At 68.4% G+C, this 25,515-nt stretch carries 23 protein-coding genes; 13 read left to right on the top strand and 10 right to left on the bottom strand.

The genetic code is table 11. The features are described 5' to 3' along the window. Nucleotides 1-57 precede the first annotated feature (57 nt). The 8 genes from BBX35_RS07770 (at nt 58) to flhA (ending at nt 9,277) form a co-directional block, all read left to right on the top strand. Entirely contained in the window at nt 58-723 is a 666-nt protein-coding gene (locus BBX35_RS07770) for a flagellar hook assembly protein FlgD (protein WP_067217851.1), read from the top strand. Nucleotides 724-1,028: 305 nt separating this feature from the next. Then, the gene (gene sciP / locus BBX35_RS07765; RefSeq protein ID WP_067217848.1) at nt 1,029-1,304 is read left to right on the top strand and encodes a CtrA inhibitor SciP; all 276 of its coding nucleotides are present in this window, start codon (nt 1,029-1,031) and stop codon (nt 1,302-1,304) included. 558 nt (nt 1,305-1,862) lie between these two features. After that, complete coding sequence (fliF, locus tag BBX35_RS07760; protein WP_067217846.1) at nt 1,863-3,491, top strand: flagellar basal-body MS-ring/collar protein FliF; 1,629 nt, start codon at nt 1,863-1,865, stop codon at nt 3,489-3,491. Then, complete coding sequence (fliG, locus tag BBX35_RS07755; RefSeq protein WP_067217843.1) at nt 3,488-4,552, top strand: flagellar motor switch protein FliG; 1,065 nt, start codon at nt 3,488-3,490, stop codon at nt 4,550-4,552. Before fliF ends, fliG begins: the two co-directional genes overlap by 4 nt. A 24-nt stretch (nt 4,553-4,576) precedes the next feature. Next, the gene (locus BBX35_RS07750) at nt 4,577-5,296 is read left to right on the top strand and encodes a FliH/SctL family protein (RefSeq protein ID WP_208979773.1); all 720 of its coding nucleotides are present in this window, start codon (nt 4,577-4,579) and stop codon (nt 5,294-5,296) included. Nucleotides 5,297-5,340: 44 nt separating this feature from the next. Next, nucleotides 5,341-5,640 (top strand): flagellar motor switch protein FliN, encoded by a 300-nt coding sequence (gene fliN, locus BBX35_RS07745; protein WP_410176271.1) that lies wholly within the window; start codon nt 5,341-5,343, stop codon nt 5,638-5,640. 17 nt (nt 5,641-5,657) lie between these two features. After that, the gene (flbD, locus tag BBX35_RS07740) at nt 5,658-7,031 is read left to right on the top strand and encodes a sigma-54-dependent transcriptional regulator FlbD (protein WP_067217835.1); all 1,374 of its coding nucleotides are present in this window, start codon (nt 5,658-5,660) and stop codon (nt 7,029-7,031) included. A 65-nt stretch (nt 7,032-7,096) separates the two neighbouring features. Further along, the gene (gene flhA, locus BBX35_RS07735; protein WP_083206079.1) at nt 7,097-9,277 is read left to right on the top strand and encodes a flagellar biosynthesis protein FlhA; all 2,181 of its coding nucleotides are present in this window, start codon (nt 7,097-7,099) and stop codon (nt 9,275-9,277) included. Nucleotides 9,278-9,337: 60 nt separating this feature from the next. Here flhA and BBX35_RS07730 read toward each other — a convergent pair whose 3' ends face one another. From BBX35_RS07730 to aguB, 3 genes are all read right to left on the bottom strand, one after another. Then, nucleotides 9,338-9,694 (bottom strand): hypothetical protein, encoded by a 357-nt coding sequence (locus BBX35_RS07730; protein WP_067217832.1) that lies wholly within the window; start codon nt 9,692-9,694, stop codon nt 9,338-9,340. Between the two features lie 148 nt (nt 9,695-9,842). Beyond that, nucleotides 9,843-10,937 carry an agmatine deiminase gene (gene aguA / locus BBX35_RS07725; RefSeq protein ID WP_067217830.1) on the bottom strand — a complete coding sequence of 365 codons (1,095 nt, stop codon included), beginning with the start codon at nt 10,935-10,937 and terminating at the stop codon, nt 9,843-9,845. Next, nucleotides 10,934-11,824: an N-carbamoylputrescine amidase gene (aguB, locus tag BBX35_RS07720; RefSeq protein ID WP_067217828.1), complete on the bottom strand. Its 891-nt coding sequence runs from the start codon at nt 11,822-11,824 to the stop codon at nt 10,934-10,936. The genes aguA and aguB overlap by 4 nt, the downstream gene beginning before the upstream one ends. A gap of 138 nt (nt 11,825-11,962) precedes the next feature. Here aguB and BBX35_RS07715 point away from each other — a divergent pair, with 138 nt between their 5' ends. Continuing rightward, nucleotides 11,963-12,586 carry a GNAT family N-acetyltransferase gene (locus BBX35_RS07715; RefSeq protein WP_067217826.1) on the top strand — a complete coding sequence of 208 codons (624 nt, stop codon included), beginning with the start codon at nt 11,963-11,965 and terminating at the stop codon, nt 12,584-12,586. A gap of 54 nt (nt 12,587-12,640) precedes the next feature. Here BBX35_RS07715 and BBX35_RS07710 read toward each other — a convergent pair whose 3' ends face one another. Then, the gene (locus BBX35_RS07710; protein ID WP_067217823.1) at nt 12,641-13,114 is read right to left on the bottom strand and encodes a YbaK/EbsC family protein; all 474 of its coding nucleotides are present in this window, start codon (nt 13,112-13,114) and stop codon (nt 12,641-12,643) included. 146 nt (nt 13,115-13,260) lie between these two features. On the opposite strand from BBX35_RS07710, the gene BBX35_RS07705 reads away from it, so the two are divergent. Continuing rightward, on the top strand, nt 13,261-13,881 hold the full coding sequence (locus BBX35_RS07705) for a hypothetical protein (RefSeq protein WP_067217821.1): 621 nt from the start codon (nt 13,261-13,263) through the stop codon (nt 13,879-13,881). 58 nt (nt 13,882-13,939) lie between these two features. Here BBX35_RS07705 and BBX35_RS07700 read toward each other — a convergent pair whose 3' ends face one another. Further along, nucleotides 13,940-14,851, bottom strand: coding sequence for a metallophosphoesterase family protein (locus BBX35_RS07700; RefSeq protein ID WP_067217819.1), 912 nt, complete (start codon nt 14,849-14,851; stop codon nt 13,940-13,942). A 489-nt stretch (nt 14,852-15,340) separates the two neighbouring features. Here BBX35_RS07700 and BBX35_RS07695 point away from each other — a divergent pair, with 489 nt between their 5' ends. Continuing rightward, nucleotides 15,341-15,814, top strand: a complete 474-nt coding sequence (locus BBX35_RS07695) for an NUDIX domain-containing protein (RefSeq protein WP_244271577.1) — start codon at nt 15,341-15,343, stop codon at nt 15,812-15,814. A gap of 4 nt (nt 15,815-15,818) precedes the next feature. Here the strand turns inward: BBX35_RS07695 and BBX35_RS07690 are convergent, their stop codons facing one another. Next, the gene (locus tag BBX35_RS07690) at nt 15,819-16,796 is read right to left on the bottom strand and encodes a glutathione S-transferase family protein (RefSeq protein WP_067217817.1); all 978 of its coding nucleotides are present in this window, start codon (nt 16,794-16,796) and stop codon (nt 15,819-15,821) included. 417 nt (nt 16,797-17,213) lie between these two features. On the opposite strand from BBX35_RS07690, the gene BBX35_RS07685 reads away from it, so the two are divergent. Further along, the gene (locus BBX35_RS07685) at nt 17,214-17,726 is read left to right on the top strand and encodes a GNAT family N-acetyltransferase (RefSeq protein WP_067217815.1); all 513 of its coding nucleotides are present in this window, start codon (nt 17,214-17,216) and stop codon (nt 17,724-17,726) included. 70 nt (nt 17,727-17,796) lie between these two features. Here BBX35_RS07685 and BBX35_RS07680 read toward each other — a convergent pair whose 3' ends face one another. The 4 genes from BBX35_RS07680 to BBX35_RS07665 are packed head-to-tail and all read right to left on the bottom strand — an operon-like array spanning nt 17,797 to nt 24,684. Continuing rightward, nucleotides 17,797-19,875 carry a hypothetical protein gene (locus BBX35_RS07680; protein ID WP_067217812.1) on the bottom strand — a complete coding sequence of 693 codons (2,079 nt, stop codon included), beginning with the start codon at nt 19,873-19,875 and terminating at the stop codon, nt 17,797-17,799. Between the two features lie 10 nt (nt 19,876-19,885). Continuing rightward, on the bottom strand, nt 19,886-22,720 hold the full coding sequence (locus tag BBX35_RS07675) for a DUF4159 domain-containing protein (protein ID WP_067217811.1): 2,835 nt from the start codon (nt 22,718-22,720) through the stop codon (nt 19,886-19,888). Next, complete coding sequence (locus tag BBX35_RS07670; protein ID WP_083206078.1) at nt 22,717-23,673, bottom strand: DUF58 domain-containing protein; 957 nt, start codon at nt 23,671-23,673, stop codon at nt 22,717-22,719. The genes BBX35_RS07675 and BBX35_RS07670 overlap by 4 nt, the downstream gene beginning before the upstream one ends. A gap of 6 nt (nt 23,674-23,679) precedes the next feature. Beyond that, nucleotides 23,680-24,684, bottom strand: a complete 1,005-nt coding sequence (locus tag BBX35_RS07665; RefSeq protein ID WP_067217808.1) for an AAA family ATPase — start codon at nt 24,682-24,684, stop codon at nt 23,680-23,682. A 205-nt stretch (nt 24,685-24,889) separates the two neighbouring features. Here BBX35_RS07665 and BBX35_RS07660 point away from each other — a divergent pair, with 205 nt between their 5' ends. Then, nucleotides 24,890-25,510 (top strand): DUF1285 domain-containing protein, encoded by a 621-nt coding sequence (locus BBX35_RS07660; protein WP_067217805.1) that lies wholly within the window; start codon nt 24,890-24,892, stop codon nt 25,508-25,510. Nucleotides 25,511-25,515: the final 5 nt, after the last annotated feature.

Below are 25,515 nucleotides of genomic sequence, written 5' to 3'. Positions count from 1 at the left end.
AACGCTCGAACGGCGGCGCCGCGGCCTCGGGCTGGGCGGCGACAGGAGTGAGACGAGATGGCGACGAGCGGTATCAGCGGAAGCGGCGGCAGCGGCGGGGCGACGACGACCTCGTCCTCGCTGACGGCCCTGTCGAACAATTACGAGCTGTTCCTGTCGATCCTGACGACGCAGATCCAGAACCAGGATCCGCTCAATCCGATGGACTCGTCCAAATATACCGAGCAGCTGGTGCAGTATTCGTCTGTCGAACAGCAGATCAAAACCAACGATCAGCTGGGCGATCTGCTGTCGGTGATGGCGGCGACCACCGCCTCCAGCTATGTCAGCTATCTGGGCACGAACGTCACTGCCGCCGGCAACACCACCAGCCTCAAGGACGGCGAGGCGGAGTGGACCTACGATACGCCGGAAGCGGGCAAGGCGCGCGTCGAGGTGCGCAACAATCTCGGCGCGGTGATCTTTTCCGAAGATGCGGACCTGTCCTACGGCCGCAACACCTACAGCTGGGACGGGCGCACGACCGCGGGTTCGACCGCGCCGGACGGCGAATACACCATCTCCATCGCCCGGTATGACGCCAACAACCGGCCAACCGTGCCGGTGGCGACGGAAATCTCCGGCACCGTCGACGGCATCGAGTTCACCTCGTCCGGCGCGGTGCTGCAGATCGGCGGCGTCTACGTGTCGGCAAGCTCGGTGCTTTCGGTCAACCGCGACTGAGCCGGCTTTTTCTCTCCCATCCCCTTCTCGCCCGATTCCGGGTCGGCACCAGATGCCGGCCCGGCGATTCCGTATCCGGCGAAATCTTGCGCGGGCCTGAGAAATTTTCGCCGCCGCTTCCCCCTTCTCATTTTGCAAGGAACGCGTTCAGGCCGCCGGGGCAGGGTTTTCCTTGGCTCGCGAGGTGTTTTGCGGGGCACGAGTCGTTCAAATTCTTACCGAATTGTTGCTTGCAGCTTAGGTAATTTTTAAAGGCAAACCGTTACATTCACAGTCAACGTGGTCATGTTGAGTGTGAGTGTACAATGACCGACCGAGCGAGTGCGCGTGTCAAATATGTAATCGGCCCCGACGGTTCGCCGTTGACGATCGCCGATCTTCCTCCGGCGACAACCCGTCGCTGGGTGATCCGGCGAAAGGCCGAAGTGGTGGCTGCCGTCCGTGGCGGACTGTTGTCCCTCGACGAAGCCTGCAAGCGGTATACGCTGACCGTCGAGGAATTCCTGTCCTGGCAGAGTTCCATCGACCGTCACGGCCTGGCCGGACTGCGCGCGACGCGCGTCCAGCAATATCGGAACTGACCGTACCCGGCCGGCTCGCTTCCCCGCAACGGCCCGTTCTGCAGATCAACTCCCAAGACGTTGCCAGAAGGCCGGCCGCCATGCCGGCCTTTTGGCGTTTGCTGGGGAGGCACAGCGGCGGCCGTCTCATTGGGGAGCTCACCTCATACGCCATCGGCTCTCCGGTCCCGGGTCGCACGTGCGCTTGCCCGGGATGACGAACGAGGGGGCGGTGGGAGACGGCTGGCGCTCTGGGAACCAATAGGCCCCGGCGCGCGCTTCGCTTGGCCGGGGTGACGGCCGAGGGGCGGTGCCGCGACTCATTACGATTGGCCAAAGGTTAACGGTACCCGGTCGATTTTGCCGGTCTCCTTTCGCATTTCGCGACGATAACCGATGGAAATCCCGAGATATTTACCCTTTCCTAACGCGCGTTAACCACTCGTTTACCATCTGGCGGGCAAAAATTGCCTACCGGCCATCCGGGGTGGCTTTTTTCCATCCCCTCATCCCCAGAAGCTGCCCTGGGTGGCCCGGTCTCGCCAAAGGGTTTCCGCGACAGCATCGACGGGTGGGCACGTGAACGGACTTGCGGATCTTGTGAAAGCACTCGGCCCGGCGCGGCTCGGCGCCATGGGCGCCGTGGCGGCGATCCTGGTGGGCGTCTTCGCCTTCATCATGCTGCGGGTGACGGCGCCGCAGATGACGCCGCTCTATACGGACCTGACGTTCGAGGACTCCTCGGCGATCGTTTCCCAGCTCGACAGCCTGGCGGTGCCTTACCAGATCCAGAACGACGGAGCGACGGTGCTGGTCCCCGAGGCCGACGTGTTCCGCACCCGCATGCGGCTGGCCGAGCAGGGCCTGCCGCTCGGCGGTTCGGTCGGCTACGAGATCTTCGACAAGGCCGACACGCTCGGCTCCACCAGCTTCGTCCAGAACATCAACCGGACGCGGGCGCTCGAAGGCGAGCTGGTCCGTACGATCCGGTCCATCGGCCGCATCAAGTCGGCCCGCGTCCATCTGGTGCTGCCCGAGCGCCGCCTGTTCCAGCGCGATTCGCAGCCGCCCTCCGCCTCCATCGTCCTGTCGGTGCGCGGCGACCTGGAGCCGGGCCAGATCCGCGCGATCCAGCATCTGGTGGCGACCGCCGTGGAAGGTCTGCAGCCGAATTTCGTGTCCATCGTCGACGAGACCGGCCGCCTGCTGGCCAGCGGCGCGGGCGACGAGGGCGAAGGCTTCCTCGCCTCCTCGCTGCAGGAGCGCACCCAGTCGATGGAGGCGCGGCTGCGCAACCAGATCGAGGAGATCCTGAACTCGGTGGTCGGCGTCGGCCGCTCGCGGGTGCGGGTGGCGCTGGAGCTGGACCACACGCGCGTTTCCGAAACCCAGGAGACCTTCGACCCGGAAGGACAGGTGGTCCGCTCGACCCAGTCGCGCGAGGAGAACTCCTCGACGCAGGGGCGGCAGGGCGCCGTCACCGCCGGCAATCAGGTGCCGGGCGGCAACCAGCAGACGGGCGATGCCGGCGACCGCGACCTTTCCAACCAGTCCGAGGAAATCGTCAACTACGAGATCTCCAAGTCGGTGAAGACCGAGGTGGTGGAAGCGGGCGGCATCCGCCGGCTGTCCGTCGCGGTGCTGGTCGACGGCGTCTATGCGCCGGACGCGAACGGCGACATGGTCTACACCCCGCGCACCGAGGACGAGCTGGCCCGCATCCAGACCCTGGTGCAGTCGGCCGTTGGCTTCGACGACCGGCGCGGCGACAAGGTCGACGTGGTCAACCTGCGCTTCGCCCAGGCGCCGAACACGATGCTGGGCGACGAGCAGGCCGGCCTGTTCGACTTCACCCGCGCCGACCTGATGCGCTTCGTCGAGCTGGGCGTGCTGTTCCTGATCGCCCTGCTGCTGACGCTCTTCGCGGTGCGCCCGCTGGTCAAGCGGATCCTGGCCAAGGAAGAAGAAGCCGCTCCCGTGCTGCTGGGCGCCGACGGCCAGCCGCTGGAGCCGGCGCTGCTCGCCGACCATTCGGCCGGGTCCGGCGAGGAAGAGGGCGACGGCACGCCGCGCATCGAGTGGCTGGAAGAGGCACAGGCGCAGGGCGCCGTGCAGGTCGCCACCATCGCCAAGGTGGGCGCGCTCATCGACGACTATCCCAAGGAAGCGGTCGGAATTATCCGCAGCTGGATGAATGAGGCAGCATGAGTATCGCAGGCAGCATCCAGGCCGGCCCAGGCAACCACCTGACGATCAGCGCGACCGAGAAGGAGCGCGACCTCAAGGGTGTCGAGCGCGTCGCAGTGCTGCTGCTGGCGCTCGGCGAAAAGCACGGCCGCCGCATCTGGGAGCAACTCGACGAGATGGAGGTGCGCGAGGTCTCCGCGGCGATGTCGCGGCTGGGCCCGGTGACGCCGAACATGCTCGACGAGCTGTTCGTCGACTTCGTGCGCAAGATTTCCAGCAACGGCGCGCTGAACGGCAATGTCGACGTGACCGAGCGGCTGCTGTCGAGCTTCCTGCCGCGCGAGCGCGTGTCGCTGATCATGGAAGAGATCCGCGGCCCGGCCGGCCGCAACATGTGGGAGAAGCTCTCCAACGTGCAGGAGAACGTTCTCGCCAACTACCTGAAGAACGAATACCCGCAGACCGTCGCCGTGGTGCTGTCGAAGATCGACCCCGACCATGCCGCCAAGGTCCTCGGCATCCTGCCGGAGGAGCTGGCGCTGGAGGTGATCTCGCGCATGCTGAAGATGGAAGCGATCCAGAAGGAAGTGCTGGAGAAGGTCGAGCAGACGCTGCGCGTCGAGTTCATGTCGAACCTGACCAACACCTCGCGGCGCGACAGCCACGAGATGATGGCCGAGATCTTCAACAATTTCGACCGCCAGACCGAGGCCCGGTTCCTTGCGGCGCTCGAGGAAGAGAACCGCGACTCGGCCGAACGCATCAAGACGCTGATGTTCACCTTCGACGACCTGATGAAGCTCGACGCCGGCAGCTGCCAGACCCTGCTGCGCAACGTCGAGAAGGACCGTCTCGCCATCGCGCTCAAGGGCGCCTCGGAATCGGTGCGCGAGTTCTTCTTCTCCAACATGTCGTCGCGTGCCGCGAAGATGATGCAGGACGACATGGAGGCGCTCGGACCGATCCGCCTGCGCGATGTCGACGAGGCTCAGTCGGGCATGGTCGCAACGGCCAAGGATCTCGCCGCGAAGGGAGAGCTGATGCTCTCCAAGAGCAAGGGCGACGACGAGATCATCTACTGAGCGGCCTGAGGAATGACGACGAGAATGGCGAGCACGCACATGAAGGTCCACCGTTTCCTCTTCGACCGCAATTTCGCGGCCGTCGAGCTTCCCGAGGTGGAAGAGGTCGAGGAGATCGTCGAGCCGGTGGAGCCGACGATCACGCTGGCCGAGCACAAGGCGCTGCTGGCCATCGCCGAGCAGGCGGCGTTCCAGCGCGGGCGCGTCGAGGCGCTCGGCGAGCAGCAGACGAGCGAGGAAGGCCGCCTCGCCGACGAGGCGGCGCGCCTGGCGGAATCGGTCTCGGCGCTGATCGGCCAGCTCGACGTCGAGCAGGCCCGGCACGAGAAGGATGCGGTGGCGCTGGCTTTTCTGGTGGCGCGGCGGATCTGCGCCCACCTGATCGCCCGCGAGCCGCTCGGCGAGATCATCGCGCTGATCTCCGAATGCCTGGGGCCGCTGCGGCGGGCGCCGCATCTGGTGATCCGCGTGCGCGACAGCGACCTGGCCGAGCTGAAGCCGCGGCTCGACCCGCTGGTCGCGGAAAAGGGCTTCGACGGGCGGCTGGTGCTGCTCGGCGAGCCGGACATCGCCGCCGGCGACTGCCGCATCGAATGGGCGGACGGCGGCATCGTGCGCGACCGCAAGGCGATCGAGCGGCAGGTCGATCAGGCCGCCAAGCGTTATTTCGAGGGCCGGCGCGCCGGCAAGGGGCACAAAGCGTCCCTCAACCAGGAGACCGCCGAGGAGCGGAGTGACGGATGAGCGATACCAACGAAGTGCAGGAAACCGGCTTCCAGCTCACCGACATGGAAGCGCAAGGCGCTCCCCGCGAAGGCGAGCGTGACTATACGCAGGCCCGCAGCGCCGCCGATCTGGAGGCGGTGTTCGACGTTCCGGTGCAGATCTCGGCCGTGCTCGGACACTCGCGCATGCATGTGTCCGAACTGCTGCGGCTGGCGCCGGGCACGGTGCTGAAGCTCGACCGCAAGGTCGGCGAGGCCATCGACATCTATGTGAATGACCGTCTGGTGGCACGCGGCGAGGTTGTCCTCGTCGAGGACAAGCTCGGCGTGACCATGACGGAAATCATCAAGTCCGATCGCTGATCGGAAGGAGAAGACCCATGCGACTGTTGATCGTCGGCACGCTGGAAGGCCAGCTGATCACCGCCTCGAAGATCGCCATGGACCGCGGCGCCTCCGTCACCCATGCGGCGACGATCGAGGAGATGCTGAAGGTGCTGCGCGCCGGGCGCGGCGCCGACCTGGTGATGGCCGATGTCGGGCTGGACATCGCCGACCTGATCGAGCGGCTGGAGGGCGAACGCTTCCATCTGCCGGTGGTCGCCTGCGGCGTGAAGACGGACGCGACGGCGGCGGTCGGCGCGATCCGGGCCGGTGCCAAGGAATACATCCCGCTGCCGCCGGATCCGGAGATGATCGCCGCGGTGCTGGCGGCGGTGGCGCGCGACCAGTCGAGCATCATCTACCGCGATGCGGCGATGGCCTCCGTGGTGCGCCTGGCCGAGCAGATCGCCCCGTCCGACGCCTCGGTGCTGGTGACCGGCGAAAGCGGCTCGGGCAAGGAGGTGATCTCCCGCTACGTGCATGCCCGCTCGTCCCGCGCCAACCGTCCGTTCATTTCCATCAACTGCGCGGCGATCCCCGAGCAGCTGCTGGAATCGGAGCTGTTCGGCCATGAGAAGGGCGCCTTCACCGGCGCCATCGCCCGGCGTATCGGCAAGTTCGAGGAAGCCAACGGCGGCACGCTGCTGCTGGACGAGATTTCGGAGATGGACGTGCGGCTGCAGGCGAAGCTGCTGCGTGCGATCCAGGAGCGGGTGATCGACCGGGTCGGCGGCGGCAAGCCGGTGCCCGTCGACATCCGCATCATCGCCACGTCCAACCGCGACCTTGCCGAGGCGGTCCGTGCCGGCACGTTCCGCGAGGACCTGCTCTACCGCCTCAACGTCGTGAACCTGAAGCTGCCGCCGCTGCGCGAGCGGCCGACGGACATCGTCGAGCTGGCCTCGCATTTCGTCGAGCGCTATGCCCGCGAGAACGGCGTGCGCCGGCGGCCGATCTCGGAAGAGGCGCGGCGGATGCTGCTGGCCAATCCCTGGCCGGGCAACGTGCGCGAGCTGGAAAACACCATGCACCGCGCGGTCCTGCTGGCGATGGGCGAGGAGATCGACGTCGACGCGATCCGCATGCCGGACGGCAGCCCGATCGCCCCGGGCCGCAGCGCCGACGCGCGGCTCGCCGCCGATGTCGCGGCGACGGCGGAGGCGGTCAGCCGGGCCCTTGTCGGGCGCACGGTCGCCGACGTGGAGCGGGATCTTATCCTCGACACGCTCGACCATTGCCTCGGCAACCGCACCCATGCGGCAAAGATCCTCGGGATCTCCATTCGCACGCTGCGCAACAAGCTGAATCAGTATACCGACGAAGGGGTCAACGTACCCGGTCCGGGCGAGGCGCGGATCGCCGTCGCCTGAGGGCGGCGGACGGATGGTTCGGTTGACGGCCCGCACGGGCCGCAGGGTGTGACGAAGGACGTGGCATGAGCGATGTGACGGCAGGCGAGAGCGGCGGCGCCCGGGTTCCGGCCCAGGCACCGGCGCCGGGCGGCTCCGGCGGGGGCGGCGGGTTCCGTCCCGCGCTCGGCGGGCTGAGCCTTGCCGCGATCTGGGACACGATCCGGCGCGGCGACATCGCGCTGGCTCTCGGCGTCATGGTCATCCTGGTGGTGCTCATCCTGCCGATGCCGGCGATGATGCTCGACCTGTTCCTGGCCATCTCGATCATCTTCTCCGTCCTGATCCTGATGACCGGCCTGTTCATCCAGAAGCCGCTGGAGTTCTCGTCCTTCCCGACCGTGCTGCTGATCGCGACCATGTTGCGGCTGGCGCTGAACCTTGCCTCCACCCGCCTGATCCTGGCCAACGGCCATGAAGGCACGGATGCGGCCGGCGAGGTCATCCAGGCCTTCGGCAACTTCGTGATGGGCGGCAATTTCGTCATCGGCATCATCGTCTTCGCGATCCTGGTGATCGTGAACTTCGTGGTCATCACCAAGGGTTCGGGCCGTATCGCGGAAGTGGCGGCGCGCTTCACCCTCGACGCGATGCCCGGCAAGCAGATGGCCATCGACGCGGACCTTTCGGCCGGCCTCATCGACGAGACGACGGCGCGCCAGCGTCGCCGCGAGCTGGAGGACGAGAGCTCGTTCTTCGGCGCCATGGACGGTGCCTCGAAATTCGTCCGGGGCGATGCCATCGCCGGCCTGCTGATCACCTTCATCAACGTGATCGGCGGCATCATCATCGGCGTCGCGCAGATGGAGCTGAGCTTCTCCCAGGCGGCGGCGTCCTACACGCTGCTGACGGTGGGCGACGGCCTCGTCTCGCAGATCCCGGCGCTGATCGTCTCGACTGCGGCCGGCCTGCTGGTGTCGAAGGCGGGCGTCGCCGGTTCGGCCGACAAGGCGCTAGGCCAGCAGCTCTCGGGCTATCCCAAGGCGCTCGGCATGTCGTCCTTCGTCATGGTGACGCTGGCGATGCTGCCGGGCATCCCGATGATCCCGTTCCTCGGTCTTGCCGGTCTTGCCGGCTATCTCGCCTATCGCTCGGGCAGGACGCAGAAGGTGGCGGCCGAACAGGTGCGCATCGCCGAGGTGGCGGCGGCCGAGCCGCCGAAGCCGAGCGAGCCGCCGGTGACGGATTCGCTGAAGATGGACGAGCTGCGCATCGAGCTCGGCTATGCGCTGCTGGCCCTGATCAACCAGAGCGCGGAAGGCGACCAGCTGACCGAGCAGATCAAGGCGCTGCGCCGCCAGCTGGCCTCCGATCTCGGCATCCTTATGCCGCCGGTGCGCATCCTCGACAACATCCAGCTGGGCGCCAACGACTACGTCATCAAGGTCAAGGAAGTGCCGGCCGGCAGCGGCCAGCTCTATCCGAACCACTACATGGTCATGGATCCGAGCGGCAACCAGGTGAAGCTGCCGGGCACCCACACGACGGAGCCGACCTTCGGCCTGCCGGCGACCTGGGTGGAGGGGCAGTATCGCGAGGATGCGGCGCTGCGCGGCTACACGGTCGTCGATCCGGCGACGGTGCTGGCGACGCACCTGACCGAGACGATCCGCGGCAATGTCTCCGAGCTGCTGACCTATGCGGACGTGCAGAAGCTGCTGAAGGAAATCCCCGGCGAGCAGGCGAAGCTGGTGGAGGACATCGTGCCCTCGCTGATCACTGTCTCCGGCATCCAGCGCGTGCTGCAGGCGCTGCTGGCCGAGCGAATCTCGATCCGCGATCTCGGCACGATCCTGGAAGGCATCGCCGAGGCGACGGGCTTCACCCGCAACCCGGCCACCATCGCCGAGCACGTGCGCTCGCGGCTGGCGCGCCAGATCACCGCGTCGAACCAGGCGCCGGGCGGCTACCTGCCGCTGATCGCCCTGTCGCCGCAGTGGGAGCAGGCCTTCATCGAGTCCATCGTCGGCGACGGCGACGAGCGCTCGCTGGCCATGGCGCCGTCGAAGCTGCAGGAATTCGTCCGCCTGGTGCGCGATGCGTTCGAGCAGGCGGCGCAGCTGGGCGAGGTGCCGGTGCTGCTGACCTCGCCGCAGACGCGGCCCTTCGTGCGCTCCATCGTCGAGCGGTTCCGTGCCCACACGACGGTGATGAGCCAGAACGAGGTGCACCCGCGCGCAAGGCTGAAGACGGTCGGATCGGTGTAACGAAAAAGCGCCCCGCAAGCGGAGCGCCAAAAACGCGATCAGGGGTGGAGGACCGGGCGGTCAGACCGTGACGTCGACGCCTTCGGTCTTCTTCTCGTCGGTCTTGCTGTCCGAATTGATGTCGGACTTGGCGAGGTCCAGGCTTTCGATGGCCTTGTCGATGCCCTCGTTCTGCTCGGCGAGCTTGGCCTGGGCGGCCTTTTTCACGCGCGCCGCGACGTTGTTGAACAGCATCTCGGTGGCGGTCTGGGTTTCGCTGACCCCGACGGCAAAGACGTTGCTCGCCACCGCCTGCTGATTCAGGAACTTCTGGGAATGGGCCTTCTGCTTGGCCTTCCACTGCTGGATCTGCTGATAGCCGGACACCTTCTTGGTGCTGCCATAGCCGCCGCCAAAAGATTTTCCGATGAGAGGCATGGCGGTGGAATGAGCTCCCTGAGCCTGTGCGAGTGCGAGATGTTCGGAACCAGTCTCGCCGCAATCCGGTTAACAAAGTCTTAGCAAGAATTCTGCCGTGACGGCATGTTGTTGCGGAATGCGACCCCGCGAGCGCGCGGCCCGGCCGTCAGGCCGGGACCTGCTGGGTGATGCAGTGGATGTTGCCGCCGCCGAGCAGCACCTCGCGCCCCGGCACGCCGACGATCTCGCGCCCCGGAAACAGCTCCGCGAGGATGGCGGCGGCCTCAGCGTCGGTCCGCTCGTCGAGCAGGGGAAACACCACGCGCGTGTTGGCGATGTAGAAATTGGCGTAGCTGCCGGCGAGCCGCTCGCCGGCACTGCGGGCCATGCCGTTGTCGCCGGCGGCGATGCCGGCCGCTTCCTCCGCGCTCATGTGGAGCGGGCCGGGCATCGGCAGGCGGACGATGCGCAAGGGGCGACCGCGCGCATCGCGGCAGGCGGAAAGATGCTCCAGCGCCTCGGCCGAGCGTTCGTATTGCGGGTCGCCCTTGTCCTCCGTCCAGGTGAGGGCAACGGTGCCGGGCGCGCAGACATGCAGCAGGTTGTCGACATGGCCGTCGGTTTCGTCGAGATGGACGCCGCGCGGCAGCCAGACGACGGTGGTGGCGCCGAGCCAGTCCTTCAGCCCCTGTTCGATTTCGGCCCTGGTCATCTGCGGATTTCGGCCCGCCGACAGCAGGCATTCGGCGGTGGTGAAGACGGTGCCTTCGCCATCGACATGGATCGCGCCGCCCTCCAGCACCAAGGGAGCGCGGTAGCGCTCGACCCCTTCCACCTCGGCAATACGCGCGGCCATGGCATCGTCCAGGTCGAAGGGGGCGTAAAGGCCGTTCACCTCGCCGCCCCAGGCGTTGAAGCGCCAGTCGACGGCGCGGATCCTGCCGCCCGGACCGGTGAGGAAGGTCGGCCCGATGTCGCGCATCCAGCAATCGTTCGAGGGAATATCGAGAATGCGGATGCCGGCGGGCAGCAGGGCCTGCGCGCTCTCGCGAGCCTGCGCCGAGGAGACTGTCACGGTGACCGGATCGCTGGCATGGATCGCGGCGGCAATCGCGGCGAAGGCGCGGCGGGCGGGGCCGGCGCCCTCGCGCCAGTTGTCGGGCCGCTCCGGCCAGGCCATCCAGCAGCCGGAATGGGGCGCGAACTCGCCGGGCATGCGGAAGCCGTCGGCGGCCGGCAGGGAGGCGAGCGGCGCGCTCATGCGCGGGACGTCCTGGGTGTGGCGCCGTCGAGGCTGGCGAGGGGGCCGTAAAGCTCCGGCCTCCGGTCGCGGAAGACGCCCCATGAGGCGCGCAAGGCGGCGAGCGCGTCGAGATCGAACGTGTGCAGCAGGATGCTCTCGGAGGTGCGGTCGGCCTCCGCGACCTTGGCGCCGGTGGCATTGGCAATGAAGGAGGAGCCGTAGAAGGTGAGCTCGGTGCCGCTGCGGCCCGGTTCGGTGCCGATGCGGTTGGAGGCGACCAGCGGCATCAGGTTGGCGCCGGCATGGCCCTGCATGACGCGCTGCCAGTGGGCGGCGGAGTCCCACTGCGGATCGAGCAGCTCCGAGCCGATGGCGGTGGGGAAGAACAGCATTTCGGCGCCCATCAGCGCCATGGCGCGGGCCGTCTCCGGGAACCACTGGTCCCAGCAGATGCCGACGCCGATGCGCCCGAAGCGGGTGGACCAGACGCGAAAGCCGGTGTCGCCGGGAGAGAAGTAATACTTCTCCTGATAGCCCGAGCCCTGCGGGATGTGGCTCTTGCGGTAGATGCCGAGGTTGGTGCCGTCCGCATCGACGATGGCGATGGAGTTGAAGCGGGCCTGGCCGGCGAGCTCGTAGAAGCTGACCGGAATGACGATGCCGAGCTCGGCGGCCAGCGCCTGCATGCGCGTGATCGCCGGGTGGCCGTCGGCGGGTTCCGCGTGCAGCAGCAGGTCGGGCGCCTCGTCCTGGCAGAAATAAGGGGTCTCGAACAGCTCCTGTGGCAGCACGATCTGGGCGCCGTCGGCCGCCGCCTTGCGGATCAGGCTCTCCATGCGGGCGAGATTGTCCTGCCGGTCGGGGCTGCAGGCCATCTGCAGGGCGGCGAGGGTGACCTGTCTCATCGAGGCTCCTTTGGCGGGCGGCGCTTTCGCAAGGGAGCCTAGCGCAAGGCGGTGCCCCGCGCCAACGCGGGTGCTTGATCGCCGGGGCGGGACGGATTACCTCAAGCCGTGCCGCATCGCATCGTGCAAGGAGCGAGAATGACGTCGTCGATCACAGTTGACCTGTCGGGCTATACCGACCTGCCGGCCGGCAAGGTCGCGACCATCGTCACCTATCTGGAGATGCATGCCCGCCCGCTGGCGCGCCGGGCCGAGCGGCCGGATCTGTCGCTGGAGCGGATCGAGCACCCCGATCCGACGGAGTACCGCGCCCTGTTCCGCCGCATCGGCGACGAGTGGCTGTGGTTCGGGCGGCTGACCGGGAGCGATGCGGATCTCGTCGCCGATCTGACGCGGCCCGGGCACGAGGTCTATTTCTGCCGCAAGGGCCGGGGCGGGGAGCCGGTCGGCCTGCTGGAGCTGGACTTCGGCGATCCCGCCAATGTGGAGCTGGCCTATTTCGGTCTGGTGGCGGAGGAAATCGGCAACGGCGCCGGGCGCTGGCTGATGAACGAGGCGCTGTCGCGGGTCTGGTCGCGGCCGCAGACGAAGCGGCTGTTCGTGCATACCTGCACCGCCGACAGCCCGCAGGCGCTGGGCTTTTACCGGGCGAGCGGCTTCACGCCCTACAAGCGGGCCATCGAGATCGCCGACGACCCGCGCCTTGCCGGCGTGCTGCCGCGCGAGGCGGCAGGCCATGTGCCGGTGATCGAGAGCGAGTGAGGGGGCGGGCGAGGCGGCGGGCGAGGCGCTGTGACGCCCCGGTCAGGGCGTCATTCAGGGCGTCATGCGGATGACGGTGGCGCCGGTCGCCTTGAGAAGATCGCTCGCAGTTGTGGCAAACACCGCATTGGGCGCGCCTGCGGCAGCCCAGATCCCTTCGAATCGGGTAAGGTCCTCGTCGAGATAGACCTTGACCGGGGCGAGATGCCCGATCGGGGCGACGCCGCCGATGGCAAAGCCGGTGCGCTCGCGCACGGTGCGCCCGTCGGCCCGGCCGAGCTCCTCGCCGAGGCGCTGCGCGACGGCGGCTTCATCGACCCGGTTCGAACCGCTGACCAGCAGCAGGACGATCTCGCCGCTGGTCTTGCCGAGGAAGACGAGGGACTTGCAGATCTCGGAGACGGAGCAGCCGCAGGCGTTTGCCGCATCTTCCGCCGTGCGGGTGGAGGACGGCATCTCGCGGATCTCGATGGTGAGGCCGGCGTCCGCGGCGGCTTGGCGGACGCGGTCTGTACTGCTGATTGCCATGGAGAAGTCTTAATCTCCGTTAACTATAAGTCGTTGTTTGTCCGTGGACGACTCGCGAACGACTGCCCACGATGCTGCGGTTAATGCGAGTCTATGGTACAAATTTAATTAAGGGTTCGTTTACCTCGCTCGAATCGGAATGATGCATGACCAGACCGCGTGACAATGTCGTACCGCATGCCAAGGTGCGCAGCCTTCGGGAGGCCATCCGCAAGGTCAAGTTCGCCGAAGTCGAGCGCACCGACGTGGTGGTGGAGTTGCAGGAATCGGAGCGGGCCCGTCTGGAACTCCTCGCCGAGGAGCTGCAGGACGTCTTCAAGGAAGTGCCGGAGGACGACGACCAGTTCTCCTTCCAGATCGTGCCGGGCAACCTGCCGCGGCTGTGGATCGACATCACCAGCCACGTGGCGATGGGCCGCGACAAGCGCACCTACCGCTTCGTCAAGGACACCAGGCTCGGCCGCACGGTCATCCTCGAGACGCCCGAGCTCGACGACATGGCCGACTGCATTACCGAATACATCGCCGAGCGGGTGCTGGAGCGCGAGCGCGCGGTCGAGGGCGACTGGCTGAACAAGCGGCTGAAAGAGCCGCCGCGCACGACGCAGCCCGAGGCCGCCGTGCAGCAGCCGCAGCCGGCCGCACCAGTTACCACCGTGCCGACGGTGCGGGGCCTGTGGGGACCGTTCGCGGCCTTCGCCATCGGCATCCTGGTCGGCGTTGCCGCGCTGATCGGCTATGCCTGGTTCGCCAATCCGCTGAACTGACGCTTCTTCGAAGCGAGAGCCTCCGGCGCACGGCCGGTGCCCGGGACGCGCATGCGCGTCAGCCGGGGATCTTCAGCGTGTGCCGGGCGATGAACTCGACCTTGGCCGGGTCGTCGCGGCCGGCGGAGGCGGGCAGGCCGCGCTCTTCCATCTCGCAGTGCCAATTGCCGGGTTCTCCGGAAATCGAGAAGAGATTGTAGCGGGCGGCCGGGCGCTTGCGGCCCGGACCGTTGGAGGCGGACGGCACGCCGATGACCGGAACGGGGCCGTTCGGGCCCTCGATTTCGGTCCGGGTCGCCAGATGCGTATGGCCGTGCAGCACCAGCTCGCAGCCGGCACGCTTGACGGCAGCGCGCACGCGCGAGGCATCCGTCAGCCGCTTGTTCCAAGAGGTGGCGCCGCTTTGCGGGGGATGGTGGATCAGCAGGACGCGGAACGCGCCTTCCTCGCCGAGGCGGCCGAGATGATCGCGCAGGCGGCGGGACTGGCCGCTGCCGAGCCGGCCGGTGGCGAACCACGGGCCGCTGGCCCGGGCGCTCGATGCGCCGACAAGGGCGACGTTGCCGCGGCGGCGGACGAACGGAAAACCGTCCTGCAGCGGCAGGTCGCCGGTCATGTACGGGCCCCACGCATGCACCGCGCGGCGCAGGGCGCCGGGCACATAGGCATCGTGATTGCCGGGCACCACCGTGAGGTCGTCGGGCAGGCCGAGATCGTCGAGCCAATGGCGGGCGGCGGAGATTTCCACATCGAGGGCGATGTTGACCAGATCGCCGGTGACCGTGACGTGGTCCGGTGACTGGGCTTTGAGGTCGTCGAGCAACAGGTCGAGCCAGCTGGCGGTCATCGAGCGGGCGCGGGAGCGATGCCAGTTGACGTAGCCGATCACACGTTTGGAAACGAGGTCGCGGAAGCTGGCATCGGGCATGGGACCCAGATGCGGGTCCGAAAGATGGGCGAGGTGAAACATGCGCCCACATCAGGATCTGGAGGGGGAGCGGTCAAGCAAAAAGCGCCTCGGAGGGTCCGGGCGCTTCCATCCGTCCCATGCGGACGGTGCTCACAAAGGCTCCGCGGCGGCGCGATGCGCGACCTGCCGAGCGTCCTGTCAGTTGCTGCTGAACGTGGTCAGCACCGCGGCGATGCGCGGGTTGGTCAGGTCGACCGCCGGGCGCCACACATAGCGACGACGGGCGAAGGCCGGGAACAGGGCCGACAACATGATTCTCTCCTTCGAGAAGACAGCTTGGAGACGGGCTTCGTCCCGGCGCTCTCGGTTGCGAGCTGATGTCCGGGTGCCGCTCCTTCGGCTGCGGTGGCACAATTGGCGGAATCGCTGGTGCGAACAAGCGCGATTCGGGCAGTGCTCCCATGCAGGGCGCGCATGGTGGGTTAAGCAAAGCTTGCGGTTTCGCGCGCCGGAATGGGCTCGGAGAGACAACGAAGGGACGCGGACGCGATGAAGCGAAGCCTGCCGGGCATGAAGGCGCTGAGACGGCTGGCGCTCTCCGCCACCCGCTACCAGCGGGCGATGACGCTCGGCGTGCGGGTTGCCGCCACCGACGCGGAGGGGCGCTTGCTGCTTGTGCGGCACACCTATCTGGCCGGCTGGTACCTGCCGGGCGGGGCGGTGGATGCGGGCGAGACGCTGGCCGAGGCGGCGCTGCGCGAGCTGCGCGAGGAGACCGGCGTGATCGGCGGCGAGCCGGTGCTTTTCGCCGTCTACCACAACCGGCGCAATCACATCCGCGACCATGTCGCGCTCTACCGGGTGGCGGTGACGGAGGTGCCGGAGGGGGCGCTGGCGCCCAATCGCGAGATCCGGGAGGCCGGGTTCTTCGCGCCGGGTGCGCTGCCGCCGGACACCAGCCCGGCGACGCTGAGGCGCATTGCGGAGCTTTCCGGAGAAAGCCCGCCGTCACCGCTCTGGTAGGAGCTCAGCCCTTCGGCAGGGCGTCGCGGCCATGCGGGCGATCGAGGTCCAGCACCGGGCCGAGCGGCACGATGCCGGTCGGGTTGATGGTGTCGTGCGAGCCGTAATAGTGCTGCTTGATGGTGGCGAAGTCGCACGTATCGGCGACGCCCGGGTGCTGGTAGAGTTCGCGCAAGTAGCCGGACAGCGCCGGATAGTCGGCAATGCGGCGGATGTTGCACTTGAAGTGGCCGACATAGACCGGGTCGAAGCGCAGCAGCGTGGTGAACAGCCGCCAATCGGCCTCCGTCAGCCGGCCGCCGACGAGATAGCGTTGGCGCGACAGGCGCTCCTCCAGCCAGTCGAGCGCGGTGAACAGGGTCGTCACCGCCTCCTCGTAGGCCTCCTGCGTGGTGGCGAAGCCGGCCTTGTAGACGCCGTTGTTGACCTCGTCATAGACGCGGGCGTTGACCTCCTCGATCTCCGTCCGCAGGTCTTCAGGGAAGAAGTCCAGCCCGCTGTCGACGCCGGGCAGGTCGTCGAAGGCGGAATTGAACATGCGGATGATCTCCGCCGATTCGTTCGAGACGATGGTCTGCGTCTTGCGGTCCCAGAGGATCGGTACGGTGGCGCGGCCGGTATAGTCGGGATCGGCCTTCACATAGACCTGCCAGGCGGCCTCGGCGCCGGTCTCGGGTTCGGGCTTGGCGAACGTCCAGCCGTTTTCCAGCATCAGCGGCTGGACGGCGGAGAGCGAGATCTTGTCCTCCAGGCCCTTGAGCTTGCGGAAGATCAGCGTGCGATGCGCCCAGGGACAGGCGAAGGAGACCATCAGGTGATAGCGACCGCTTTCGGCCGCGAACCCGCCGTCGCCGCTGGGGCCGGGGGTGCCGTCGCGGGTAACCCAGCTGCGGAAGGAGGATTCCTTGCGCTCGAACCGCCCGCCGGTCGAGCTGGTATCGTACCAGACGTCCTTCCACACTCCGTCCACCAGCATGCCCATGTCGCGTTCCCTTTTCCGTGTCGTTGTCGTTCACGACAGGAGATGGGACCATGGCGCGCGGCTTCAACCGCGCGAATGGACCATTCACGGTGAGTGAACGATGCCGGCGGGGCGCAAAAGCGCTTTACGCCCCGGGCATTGCATGATACCGACGCCATCCGGTCAAGGCACCCTTTCCGATTGCGGAAAACGGGCCGGACCGATACCGGTTGCGACGCATGCGAGAGGCATGCGGCAAGAGCAGGACGCGATGACCAGGATCGAACGGCAGCGACGACGAGACTTGCGACGAGGCCAGCCCTCGCGCGTCGTCACACGTGTGCCTTGAGATCCGGCTAGAGCGTTGGGGATGAACCGGCGGAGCGGATCGAGGGCACAAGTTTCCGCCTGACCGTACCGATCACCGAGATTCGACCCATGCTCGCACTGTCCTGGCTTATCCGGAACGAACTGCCTTCCGACCTTCCCGCCATCCTCGACCTGCAGGCCGAAGCCTTCGGCCCGGGCCGCTTCGCCAAGACGGCCTTCCGTCTGCGCGAGGGGATCGAGCACGACCGTCGGCTGAGCTTCGTGGGGATGAGCGGCGACGTATTCGCCGGCTCGGTCTGGCTGACGCCGATCACCATCGGCGATGCGCCCTCGCAGCTGCTCGGCCCGCTGGCGGTGGCGCCGGCCTTCAAGAACCGGGGGCTGGGCCGGCTGCTGGTCAACCAGGCGCTGAAGACGGCGCAGGCGCTGGGCGAAAAGAGCGTGCTGCTGGTCGGCGATGCGCCCTATTACGGGCCGCTCGGCTTCGCGCCAGTGCCGATGGGGCGGATTACCCTGCCGGGGCCGGTCGATCCGGCGCGGCTGCTGGTTGCCAATCTGGTGCCGGGCAGCGACATGCCGCATGGCAAGGTGCGCGGCGGCCGCGACGCGGTCGCGGCCTGAGGCGCCTTCACGCCAAATAGCGCTGTTTTACGCCTCACGCGATGGCACAGGCCCTGCGAGGGAGCGCGCGTCAGCGCCCCTCGCGATACCAAAGAAACGACACGCCGCCGAGCAGCAGGGCGAGACCGAGCAGACCCTGGAACAGGGGATAGCGGTCGATGCCGCGCAGGATGCTGGCTTCCGTGGTGCGGAAGCCGATCCAGCCGTCGCCGGCAAAGCTGGTCGCCCGGCGCATCGGCACCACCCGGGGCACGACGATGCGGTCGTCCGCACCGGCGAGGCGGCGGACGCTGCCGGCGGTTTCACCGGCGATGGGCGCAAGCGTTTCCACCGTCGACAGCACGTCGGTGAACTCGCGCGGGTTCGGCGGGCCGACATGGACCAGCGCCTTGCGGGTGCCGTCGTCGACGGAATAAAGGCCGAGATCGGGAGCCGGTGCCGTGGCGCGCCACAGGCCGGGCGAGACCTCGGTCGGGGTGAGGTTGCGCGTCTCGCCGCCCGGCAGGGTCAGCGTCATGTCGCCGACGGTTTCGCCGATGGTCTGGCGCTCGGCGACGACCTCCGCCCCGCGCGAGGTGAGACGCAGGGCCTCCTCCTCAAGGTCCGGTTCCTTCATCAGCCAGTGGGCGAGACGGCGCAGCAGAGCGACATGCGGGCCGCCGCCCTCGTACCCGCGCGCCCACAGCCAGACGTGATCCGACAGCAGCACAGCGACGCGGCCCTCGCCCTCGCGGCTGAGCACCAGCAGCGGCTTGTCCTCGGCGCCCGTCATCAGCGTTTCGCCGTTGCGGATGGTGGCATCGACCAGACGGAACCAGCGGCTCCAAGCCGGCGGCTCGGAGTTGGAGCCGGGCAGGGCGCGTGTCACCGGGTGGCGGTTGCCGACCTCGGAAATGCCGGCGCGGAACGGCTCCTCGTAGATCATGCCGCTGGGCTCTGCCGGCAGGACCGGCGAGAGCGGCGTGCGGTAGATGCTGCCGCCTTCCGCGTAGTCGGGACCGCCGGCGACGAGCACGGCGCCGCCCTCGCGCACATAGCGGGCGATGTTGTCGAAATAGAGCAGCGGCAGCACGCCGCGCCGCTCGTAGCGGTCGAAGATGATCAGGTCGAACTCGTCGATCTTCACCGAGAACAGCTCGCGCGTCGGGAAGGCGATCAGCGAGAGCTGGTTGATCGGCGTGCCGTCCTGCTTGTCGGGCGGGCGCAGGATGGTGAAGTGGACGAGGTCGACGGAGGCGTCGGACTTCAGAAGGTTGCGCCAGGTGCGCTCGCCCGCATGCGGGCTGCCGGAGACCAGCAGGACGCGCAGGTTCTCGCGGATGCCCTCGATGGTGACGACGACGCGGTTGTTGACGTCGGTGAGTTCGCCCTCCAGCACTTCGGCGGAGAACTCGAAGATGTTGTTGCCGCCATGGGCGATGGTGACGGGAATGTCGATGCTGGCGCCGGGCTGGGCCATCTGCTGCGAGACGATCTCGCCGTCGCGGCGGATGACGATGGGCACGCGGCCGCCCGATGCGGTCACGCCGCGATCCTGAAGCTGCAGCGTCACGATCTGCTCGGAGCCGACCAGCGCGAACTTCGGGGCGCGGGCGATGGCAAGGCGGCGGTCGATCTCGTCCTCGCGGCCGGTGATCAGCGCATGCAGCGGCGCGTTGAAGCCAAGGTCGGCGGCACGGGCGGGAATGTCGTGCACCTGGCCGTCCGTGATCATCACGGCGCCGCCGATGCGATCCGGCGGCACGTCGGACAGGCTGTCGGCGAGCGCGGAGAAGAGGGCGGTGCCATCGGCGGTGGCGCCGTCGCCGCGGCCGGCGCGCGTCACCCGCACCTCGTAGCCGGGCAGGCCGGCGAAGCGCTGTTCCAGGGCGGTCAGGGCTTCGGCGGCGGCGCTGGTGCGGTCGGCAAGGCGCTGGCTCTGGCTCTCGTCGACGATGACGGAGACGACGCTGGAGAGCGGCTCGCGGTCCTCCCGTTCGAGCGCAGGGCCGGTCAGCGCGAGAAGCAGCAGCGCCATGGCGAGCGCCCGCAGGGGCCAGGCCGGCAGGCGCAGCACCAGCGCGCCGACGACGAGCAGCAAGGCCACCACGGCGGCGGCGATGAGCGCCCAGAGCGGCACGAGAGGGGCGAAGGAGAGGGACCAGATCACAGGTGCGCTCCTATTGGCCGAGCCGTTCCAGCAGCGCCGGAACATGCACCTGGTCGGCCTTGTAGTTGCCGGTCAGGGCGTACATGACGATGTTGACGCCGGAGCGATAGGCATATTCGCGCTGCATGGCATCGTTCGGAACGGTGGGAAACAGCGGGTTGCCGGCCTCGTCCACGGCCCAGGCGGCGGCAAAGTCGTTGCCGGTGATCAGGAGCGGGGAGACGCCGTCGCCGGCGCGCACGGGGCGGTCGCCAGCGGACTGGGTTTCCGTCGCCTCGACCCAGAGCGGCCCGTCCGCATAGCGGCCGGGGAAGGTCTCCAGCAGGTAGAAGGCCTTGGTCAGGACGTGGTCGGCGGGCACCGGCTCCAGCGGCGGGATGTCGAGCCCGTCGAGCACCTGGCGCAGGCGCAGCACCGCCGGCGAGGTGCCGAAGCCGGAAATCCCGGCCGAAAGCTGGTCGGCAGTGTCGAACAGGATGGTGCCGCCGTTGCGCATATAGGTGTCGATGCGCGCCAGCGCCTCGGGCGAGGGCACCGGCGTCGTCTCGGAGATTGGCCAGTAGAGCACGGGGTAGAAGGCGAGCTCGTCGGTCGCAATGTCGACGCCGACCGGCGCCTCCGGCTCCAGCGCCGTGCGGGTGGAGATGTAGCGGGTGAGGCCGAGCAGGCCCTGGCGGCTGGTGGCGTCGCGGTCCGGTTGGCCGGTGAGCACATAGGCAAGGCGGGTGTCGAGCGTCGCTTCGAGTGCGGCGAGATCGTCTGACGTGTCCTGAGCCCGTGCCGTCTGCGGCTGGACGAGCGCTGAGGCAAGGCCGGCGAGAAGCAGCACGGCGGCCCCGCGGGACAGGCGGCTGCGCAGCCCTTGCGCATCGCCGCGCAGCCACATCATCGCGATGGCATCGGCGAAGAGCAGAAGCAGTGCGGCAATGAAGAGCAGCGGGCGCAGGTCCGTCGCCTCCGTGGTGGGATAGCGCGCGAGTGTCGCAGCGCCCTCGATCGGGGCAAGATCGAGCGGCATGACCTGATCGAGAGAGGTGAAGAGGTTGATGGCGCGGAATGCGTCGTCGCTGCCGTAAAGGCCCGGCGGATGGCGGCGGCTCGCCTCGACCTCGCCCTGGCGGGCCGAGACGGGCAGGGCGGAGGCCGGCGGCGGGCCGAGACGGCCGCGCCCGTCGAGCACGCGCACAGGCGGCAGCAGCACCTCGGCCGGCTCCTGCACGGTGCCGGAGGCCGCAGCCGTGCCGGCACCGTCTCCGCGAGCACCGGAGGTGGAGGAGAGTGCCACGATCCGCCGCAGCATCGAGACGAAGGTGCCGGAGATCGGCAGGTTCGACCAGCCGGTGTCGGCGGTGACATGGAAGAGGACCAGCGTGCCGCGTCCGCGCGGCGAGGCGGTGACCAGCGGCGTGCCGTCGGCCAGCGAAGCCCAGGTGCGGTCGGCAAGGTCGGGGCCGGGCTCGGCCAGCACCTGCCGGTTGACGGTGACGTCGGCCGGCACGTCGAGGCGGGCGAAGGGGGAAGTGTCCGCAAAGCTGGCCAGCGGCTGCGGCTGCTCCCAGGACAGGCTGCCGCCCAGCGTGCGGTCGCCGGCACGCAGGGGCGAGGGCACCAGATCGTCGGTGCCGCCGGCCATGCGCGGGCCGGCGAAGCGGACGAGCACGCCGCCCTGGTCGACCCAGGCGGCGACGGCCTCCAGCGCGCCTTCCGGCAGGCGGCCGACATCGGCCAGCACGATGACGGAGACGCCCTGCTCGATGAGGTCCGGCAGGGCTTCGGCGAGGTTCTCCTCGCGCGGGCGGCGCAACTCGGCGAAGGGCGAGAGCGCGCGCTCCAGATAATAGAGCGGCGACAGCAGCGGCTGTGCCTGATCGGCGGAGGCGCCGGAGACGAGGCCGACGGTGCGGCGCTGCCAGCGGTCGTCGAGAAGCTGCACGCCGGCGGCGCTGTCCTCGCCGACCAGCTCCAGCCGGGCGACATCGTTGCGCAGCTCGACGGGGAAGTCGAACCGGGCAGCGCCCGTCACCCCGTCGTCTTCAAAGGTGGCGTCGGCCTCGCCGAGGGTGAGGCCGCGCATGTCGAGCGCGCGGATGGTGCGCGGCTCGGAGGAGGGCGCATCGGCGAGCAGGGAGACGGTCAGCGCCTCGATGTCGTTGCGGGCATCGGCCAGGACGGCGGGGCGGCCGAGCCCGGTCATGACGGTCAGCTCGCTGTCGCCGGCAAGGGTGCGCAGGTCCTCGACGAAGCGCGGGGTGCCGGCCGTCGCCGCATCCTCGGCCAGCCAGACTATGGAGCCGGGGCGGGTCTCCTGCGCGGCCTTGCGCAGGCCGATGGTCAGCTCGCCCCGATTGGTCGGCCAGGAGCGCGGCTCGAGCACGCGCAGACGCTCCAGCGCGAGGCGGGCGTTCTGGGGAACGAGCGGCTGGTCGGCGCCTTCCGCGGTTGCCGCGAGCAGGACCGGTCGGCCGGTGTCGGCGGCGGTCTCGGCGAGGCGCTCGGCCGTGCGGCGGCGGGTTTCCCAGCCCGAGGAGGAGGCCCAGCCGTTGTCGAGGACGATCCACAGGGGACCGGAGCCGGCGGGCGCATCGGCGAGCGGGCGCCAGATTGGCCCGGCAAGGGCGAGGATGATCGCGGCTGCGAGCAGCAGGCGCAGAAGGGTCAGCCACCACGGGCTGTTGTCCGGCGTCTCCTCACGCTTGTCGATATCGGCGAGAAGGCGGGCGGGCGGAAAGGCGACGCGGCGCGGGCTCGGCGGGATCAGCCGCAGCAGCCACCAGATCACCGGCAGCAGCAGCAGGGCGGCGAGCACCAGCGGCGCGGTGAAGCCGAGGGGCAGGAAGGAGGTCATCGGCCGGCGCCTCCCGATCCGTTCAGCGGTATGCCGCTGAGGCGGCTGTGCAGGACCAGCATCGGCTCCGACGCCGGACGGTCGGTATGGTGGACGACGAAGGTCCAGCCGGCGCGGCGGGCGGCATCCGACAGGGCCTGCCGGTGTGCCTCCAGCCGGTCGCGATAGGCGCGGCGCCACTGCTCGGCCTTGCCGCTGGTCAGCTTGAAGCCGGTCTCGGGATCGCGGAACTCGGTGCGGCCGGTGAAGGGGAAGGTCTCCTCGATGGGATCGAGGACCATCACCACATGGGCGCGGGCACCGGTGGCGGCGACCTTGCGCATCCAGGAAAGCGTTTCCTCGACCGGGTCGAGCAGGTCGCCGATCAGAACGACTTCCGAAAAGCGCCGGATGTCTTCCGTCGGCGGCAGGCTGACCGGGTCGGCGAGATGCCCCAGCGCATCGGCGATACGCTCGGCCGCGTGACGGTCGGCGGCCGGCCGTCGCAAACCGGGCAGGCCGATGCGCTCTCCGGTGTCGGCGAGAAGGTCGGCCAGCGCCAGCAGCAGCACGAGGGCGCGGTCGCGCTTCAGCGTCTGCGACAGATGCGAGCGAAAGCCCATGGAGGGCGAGAGATCCGCCCAGAGCCAGACGGTGTGCGCGGCCTCCCACTCGCGCTCGCGCACATAGAGATGATCGTCGCGCGCGGAGCGGCGCCAGTCGATGCGGCGTACCGGCTCGCCGGCGATGAAGGGGCGGAACTGCCAGAAATTCTCGCCGGTGCCGGAGCGGCGGCGGCCGTGCCAGCCGGCATTGATGGTCATGGCGACCTGGCGGGCCTCGACCAGGAGGTCGGGCAGGGCTTCGGCGAGCGAGCGCGCGCCGGCCACGACCTGCGGCCAGGCGGCTCCCTGTTCATCGTCCTGCGACGCGGAGCCTGACGAGGAGAGCGAGAAACGCCCGAGGCCGCTCATGCGCCGTTACCCGATCCGGCTCTTGATGCGGCCGATCACCCCGCGGATGGTCTGGCCGTCGGCGCGCGCGCCGAAGGTCAGCGCCATGCGGTGCTGCAGGATCGGCTCGGCCAGCGCCAGCACGTCGTCCACCGATGGGGCGAGGCGGCCGTCGACCAGTGCGCGGGCGCGTACGGTGAGCATCAATGCCTGGCTGGCGCGCGGGCCCGGGCCCCAGGCGATCTGGCTGGTGATCTCGTCGTCGCTCTCGCCGGGACGGGCGGAACGGACGAGTTCGAGGATTGCCTCGACGACGCTCTCGCCGACCGGCATGCGGCGCACCAGCTGCTGGCAGGCGACGAGATCCTCCGCCGACATGACGGCGGTCGCCTTGGCGTCCTGCGCGCCGGTCGTCTCCATGAGGATGCGCCGTTCCGCCTCGCGGTCGGGATAATGCACGTCGATCTGCATCAGGAAGCGGTCGAGCTGCGCCTCGGGCAGGGGATAGGTGCCTTCCTGCTCCAGCGGGTTCTGGGTCGCGAGCACATGGAAGGGGCGCGGCAGGTCGTAGCTCTGGCCGGCGACGGTGACATGATATTCCTGCATCGCCTGCAGCAGGGCCGACTGGGTGCGCGGGCTGGCGCGGTTGATCTCGTCGGCCATCAGGACCTGCGAGAAGATCGGCCCCTTGATGAAGCGGAAGGCGCGGCTGCCGTCGCGGCCCTGGTCCATCACCTCGGCGCCGAGAATGTCAGAGGGCATCAGGTCCGGCGTGAACTGGATGCGCCGGGCATCGAGCCCGAGCACGGTGCCGAGCGTTTCCACCAGCTTGGTCTTGGCAAGGCCCGGCACGCCGACCAGCAGGCCGTGGCCGCCGGCCAGCAGGGTCACCAGCGCGCGTTCGACCACGCTCTCCTGACCGAAGATGATGCGGGCGATCTCGGTGCGGGCGGCGGTGATCTTGTCCATCGCCGCTTCCGCATCGCGGGCAACCTGCTCGTGATCAACTTCCGGTGAAGTGACGGCGCTCATGGTCGATTCTTACCTCCTGATCACGCGGCAGCTGCGACATCGCTCGATCTGCCAAGGTCGGCCCGCGGTTGCCATCGGCCGTCTGCCCGTTGCAGTCTTCGGCGGGAAACGGCCCGGGACTCAGTCTGCCATCCGGCGATGGTAACCCATGTCATGATAGGGTATGGGCCAAATGATGGCAGCGACAATGGGAGATGCGACAGGGATGACGCAAAGGCAGACGGAGGACACCAGCAAGATGCCCGCCGGACTGGCCGATCTCGTCGCCCGCGCCGGCAAGACACGCGGCACGCCGCCGGTCGAGCGCTGGAACCCGCCCTTCTGCGGCGACATCGACATGCGGATCGCCAGCGACGGCCGCTGGTACTACATGGGCTCACCCATCGGGCGCGAGGCCCTGGTGCGGTTGTTCGCCTCGGTGCTTCGGCGCGACGAGGACGGCCGGCACTATCTGGTGACGCCGGTCGAGCGGGTGGGCATCACCGTCGAGGATGCGCCGTTCATCGCGGTGGAAATGCATGCGCAGGGCGAGGGGCGCGAGCAGCGGCTGACCCTGCGCACCAATGTCGGCGATGTGGTGGACGCGGATGCCGACCATCCCCTTCGCTTCGAACGTGAAGCTGGCACCGACGGCCTGAAACCCTATATCAGGGTACGCGGGCGGCTGGATGCGCTGCTCGCGCGGCCGCTGCTCTATCAGCTGGCCGAGCTTTTCGAGGAACACGAAGTGGAAGGGCGCGCCATGCTCGGCGTATGGAGCGGCGGCGTCTTCTTCGCGGCGGTTGCAGCCGACGAAACGGATACGGAAACGGGCGGGGCAGGGTGAGCCTG

The sequence above is a fragment of the Stappia indica genome (assembly GCF_001696535.1).
GTDB lineage: Bacteria > Pseudomonadota > Alphaproteobacteria > Rhizobiales > Stappiaceae > Stappia > Stappia indica.
Note: the sequence above shows the minus strand (reverse complement) of the source record. Positions and strands in the feature narration are given on the sequence as shown.

Bases quoted from the DNA above. Each gene is read 5' to 3' on its own strand.
- flhA (WP_083206079.1), top strand. From the start codon at position 7,097: ATGAGCGATGTGACGGCAGGCGAGAGCGGCGGCGCCCGGGTTCCGGCC.
- BBX35_RS07715 (WP_067217826.1), top strand. From the start codon at position 11,963: ATGACGTCGTCGATCACAGTTGACCTGTCGGGCTATACCGACCTGCCG.
- fliN (WP_410176271.1), top strand. From the start codon at position 5,341: ATGGAAGCGCAAGGCGCTCCCCGCGAAGGCGAGCGTGACTATACGCAG.
- aguB (WP_067217828.1), bottom strand. From the start codon at position 11,824: ATGAGACAGGTCACCCTCGCCGCCCTGCAGATGGCCTGCAGCCCCGAC.
- BBX35_RS07690 (WP_067217817.1), bottom strand. From the start codon at position 16,796: ATGGGCATGCTGGTGGACGGAGTGTGGAAGGACGTCTGGTACGATACC.
- BBX35_RS07665 (WP_067217808.1), bottom strand. From the start codon at position 24,684: ATGAGCGCCGTCACTTCACCGGAAGTTGATCACGAGCAGGTTGCCCGC.
- flbD (WP_067217835.1), top strand. From the start codon at position 5,658: ATGCGACTGTTGATCGTCGGCACGCTGGAAGGCCAGCTGATCACCGCC.
- BBX35_RS07710 (WP_067217823.1), bottom strand. From the start codon at position 13,114: ATGGCAATCAGCAGTACAGACCGCGTCCGCCAAGCCGCCGCGGACGCC.
- BBX35_RS07730 (WP_067217832.1), bottom strand. From the start codon at position 9,694: ATGCCTCTCATCGGAAAATCTTTTGGCGGCGGCTATGGCAGCACCAAG.
- BBX35_RS07675 (WP_067217811.1), bottom strand. From the start codon at position 22,720: ATGACCTCCTTCCTGCCCCTCGGCTTCACCGCGCCGCTGGTGCTCGCC.
- aguA (WP_067217830.1), bottom strand. From the start codon at position 10,937: ATGAGCGCGCCGCTCGCCTCCCTGCCGGCCGCCGACGGCTTCCGCATG.
- BBX35_RS07705 (WP_067217821.1), top strand. From the start codon at position 13,261: ATGACCAGACCGCGTGACAATGTCGTACCGCATGCCAAGGTGCGCAGC.
- BBX35_RS07700 (WP_067217819.1), bottom strand. From the start codon at position 14,851: ATGTTTCACCTCGCCCATCTTTCGGACCCGCATCTGGGTCCCATGCCC.
- BBX35_RS07750 (WP_208979773.1), top strand. From the start codon at position 4,577: ATGGCGAGCACGCACATGAAGGTCCACCGTTTCCTCTTCGACCGCAAT.
- BBX35_RS07770 (WP_067217851.1), top strand. From the start codon at position 58: ATGGCGACGAGCGGTATCAGCGGAAGCGGCGGCAGCGGCGGGGCGACG.
- BBX35_RS07670 (WP_083206078.1), bottom strand. From the start codon at position 23,673: ATGAGCGGCCTCGGGCGTTTCTCGCTCTCCTCGTCAGGCTCCGCGTCG.
- sciP (WP_067217848.1), top strand. From the start codon at position 1,029: ATGACCGACCGAGCGAGTGCGCGTGTCAAATATGTAATCGGCCCCGAC.
- BBX35_RS07695 (WP_244271577.1), top strand. From the start codon at position 15,341: ATGAAGCGAAGCCTGCCGGGCATGAAGGCGCTGAGACGGCTGGCGCTC.
- fliG (WP_067217843.1), top strand. From the start codon at position 3,488: ATGAGTATCGCAGGCAGCATCCAGGCCGGCCCAGGCAACCACCTGACG.
- BBX35_RS07685 (WP_067217815.1), top strand. From the start codon at position 17,214: ATGCTCGCACTGTCCTGGCTTATCCGGAACGAACTGCCTTCCGACCTT.
- BBX35_RS07660 (WP_067217805.1), top strand. From the start codon at position 24,890: ATGACGCAAAGGCAGACGGAGGACACCAGCAAGATGCCCGCCGGACTG.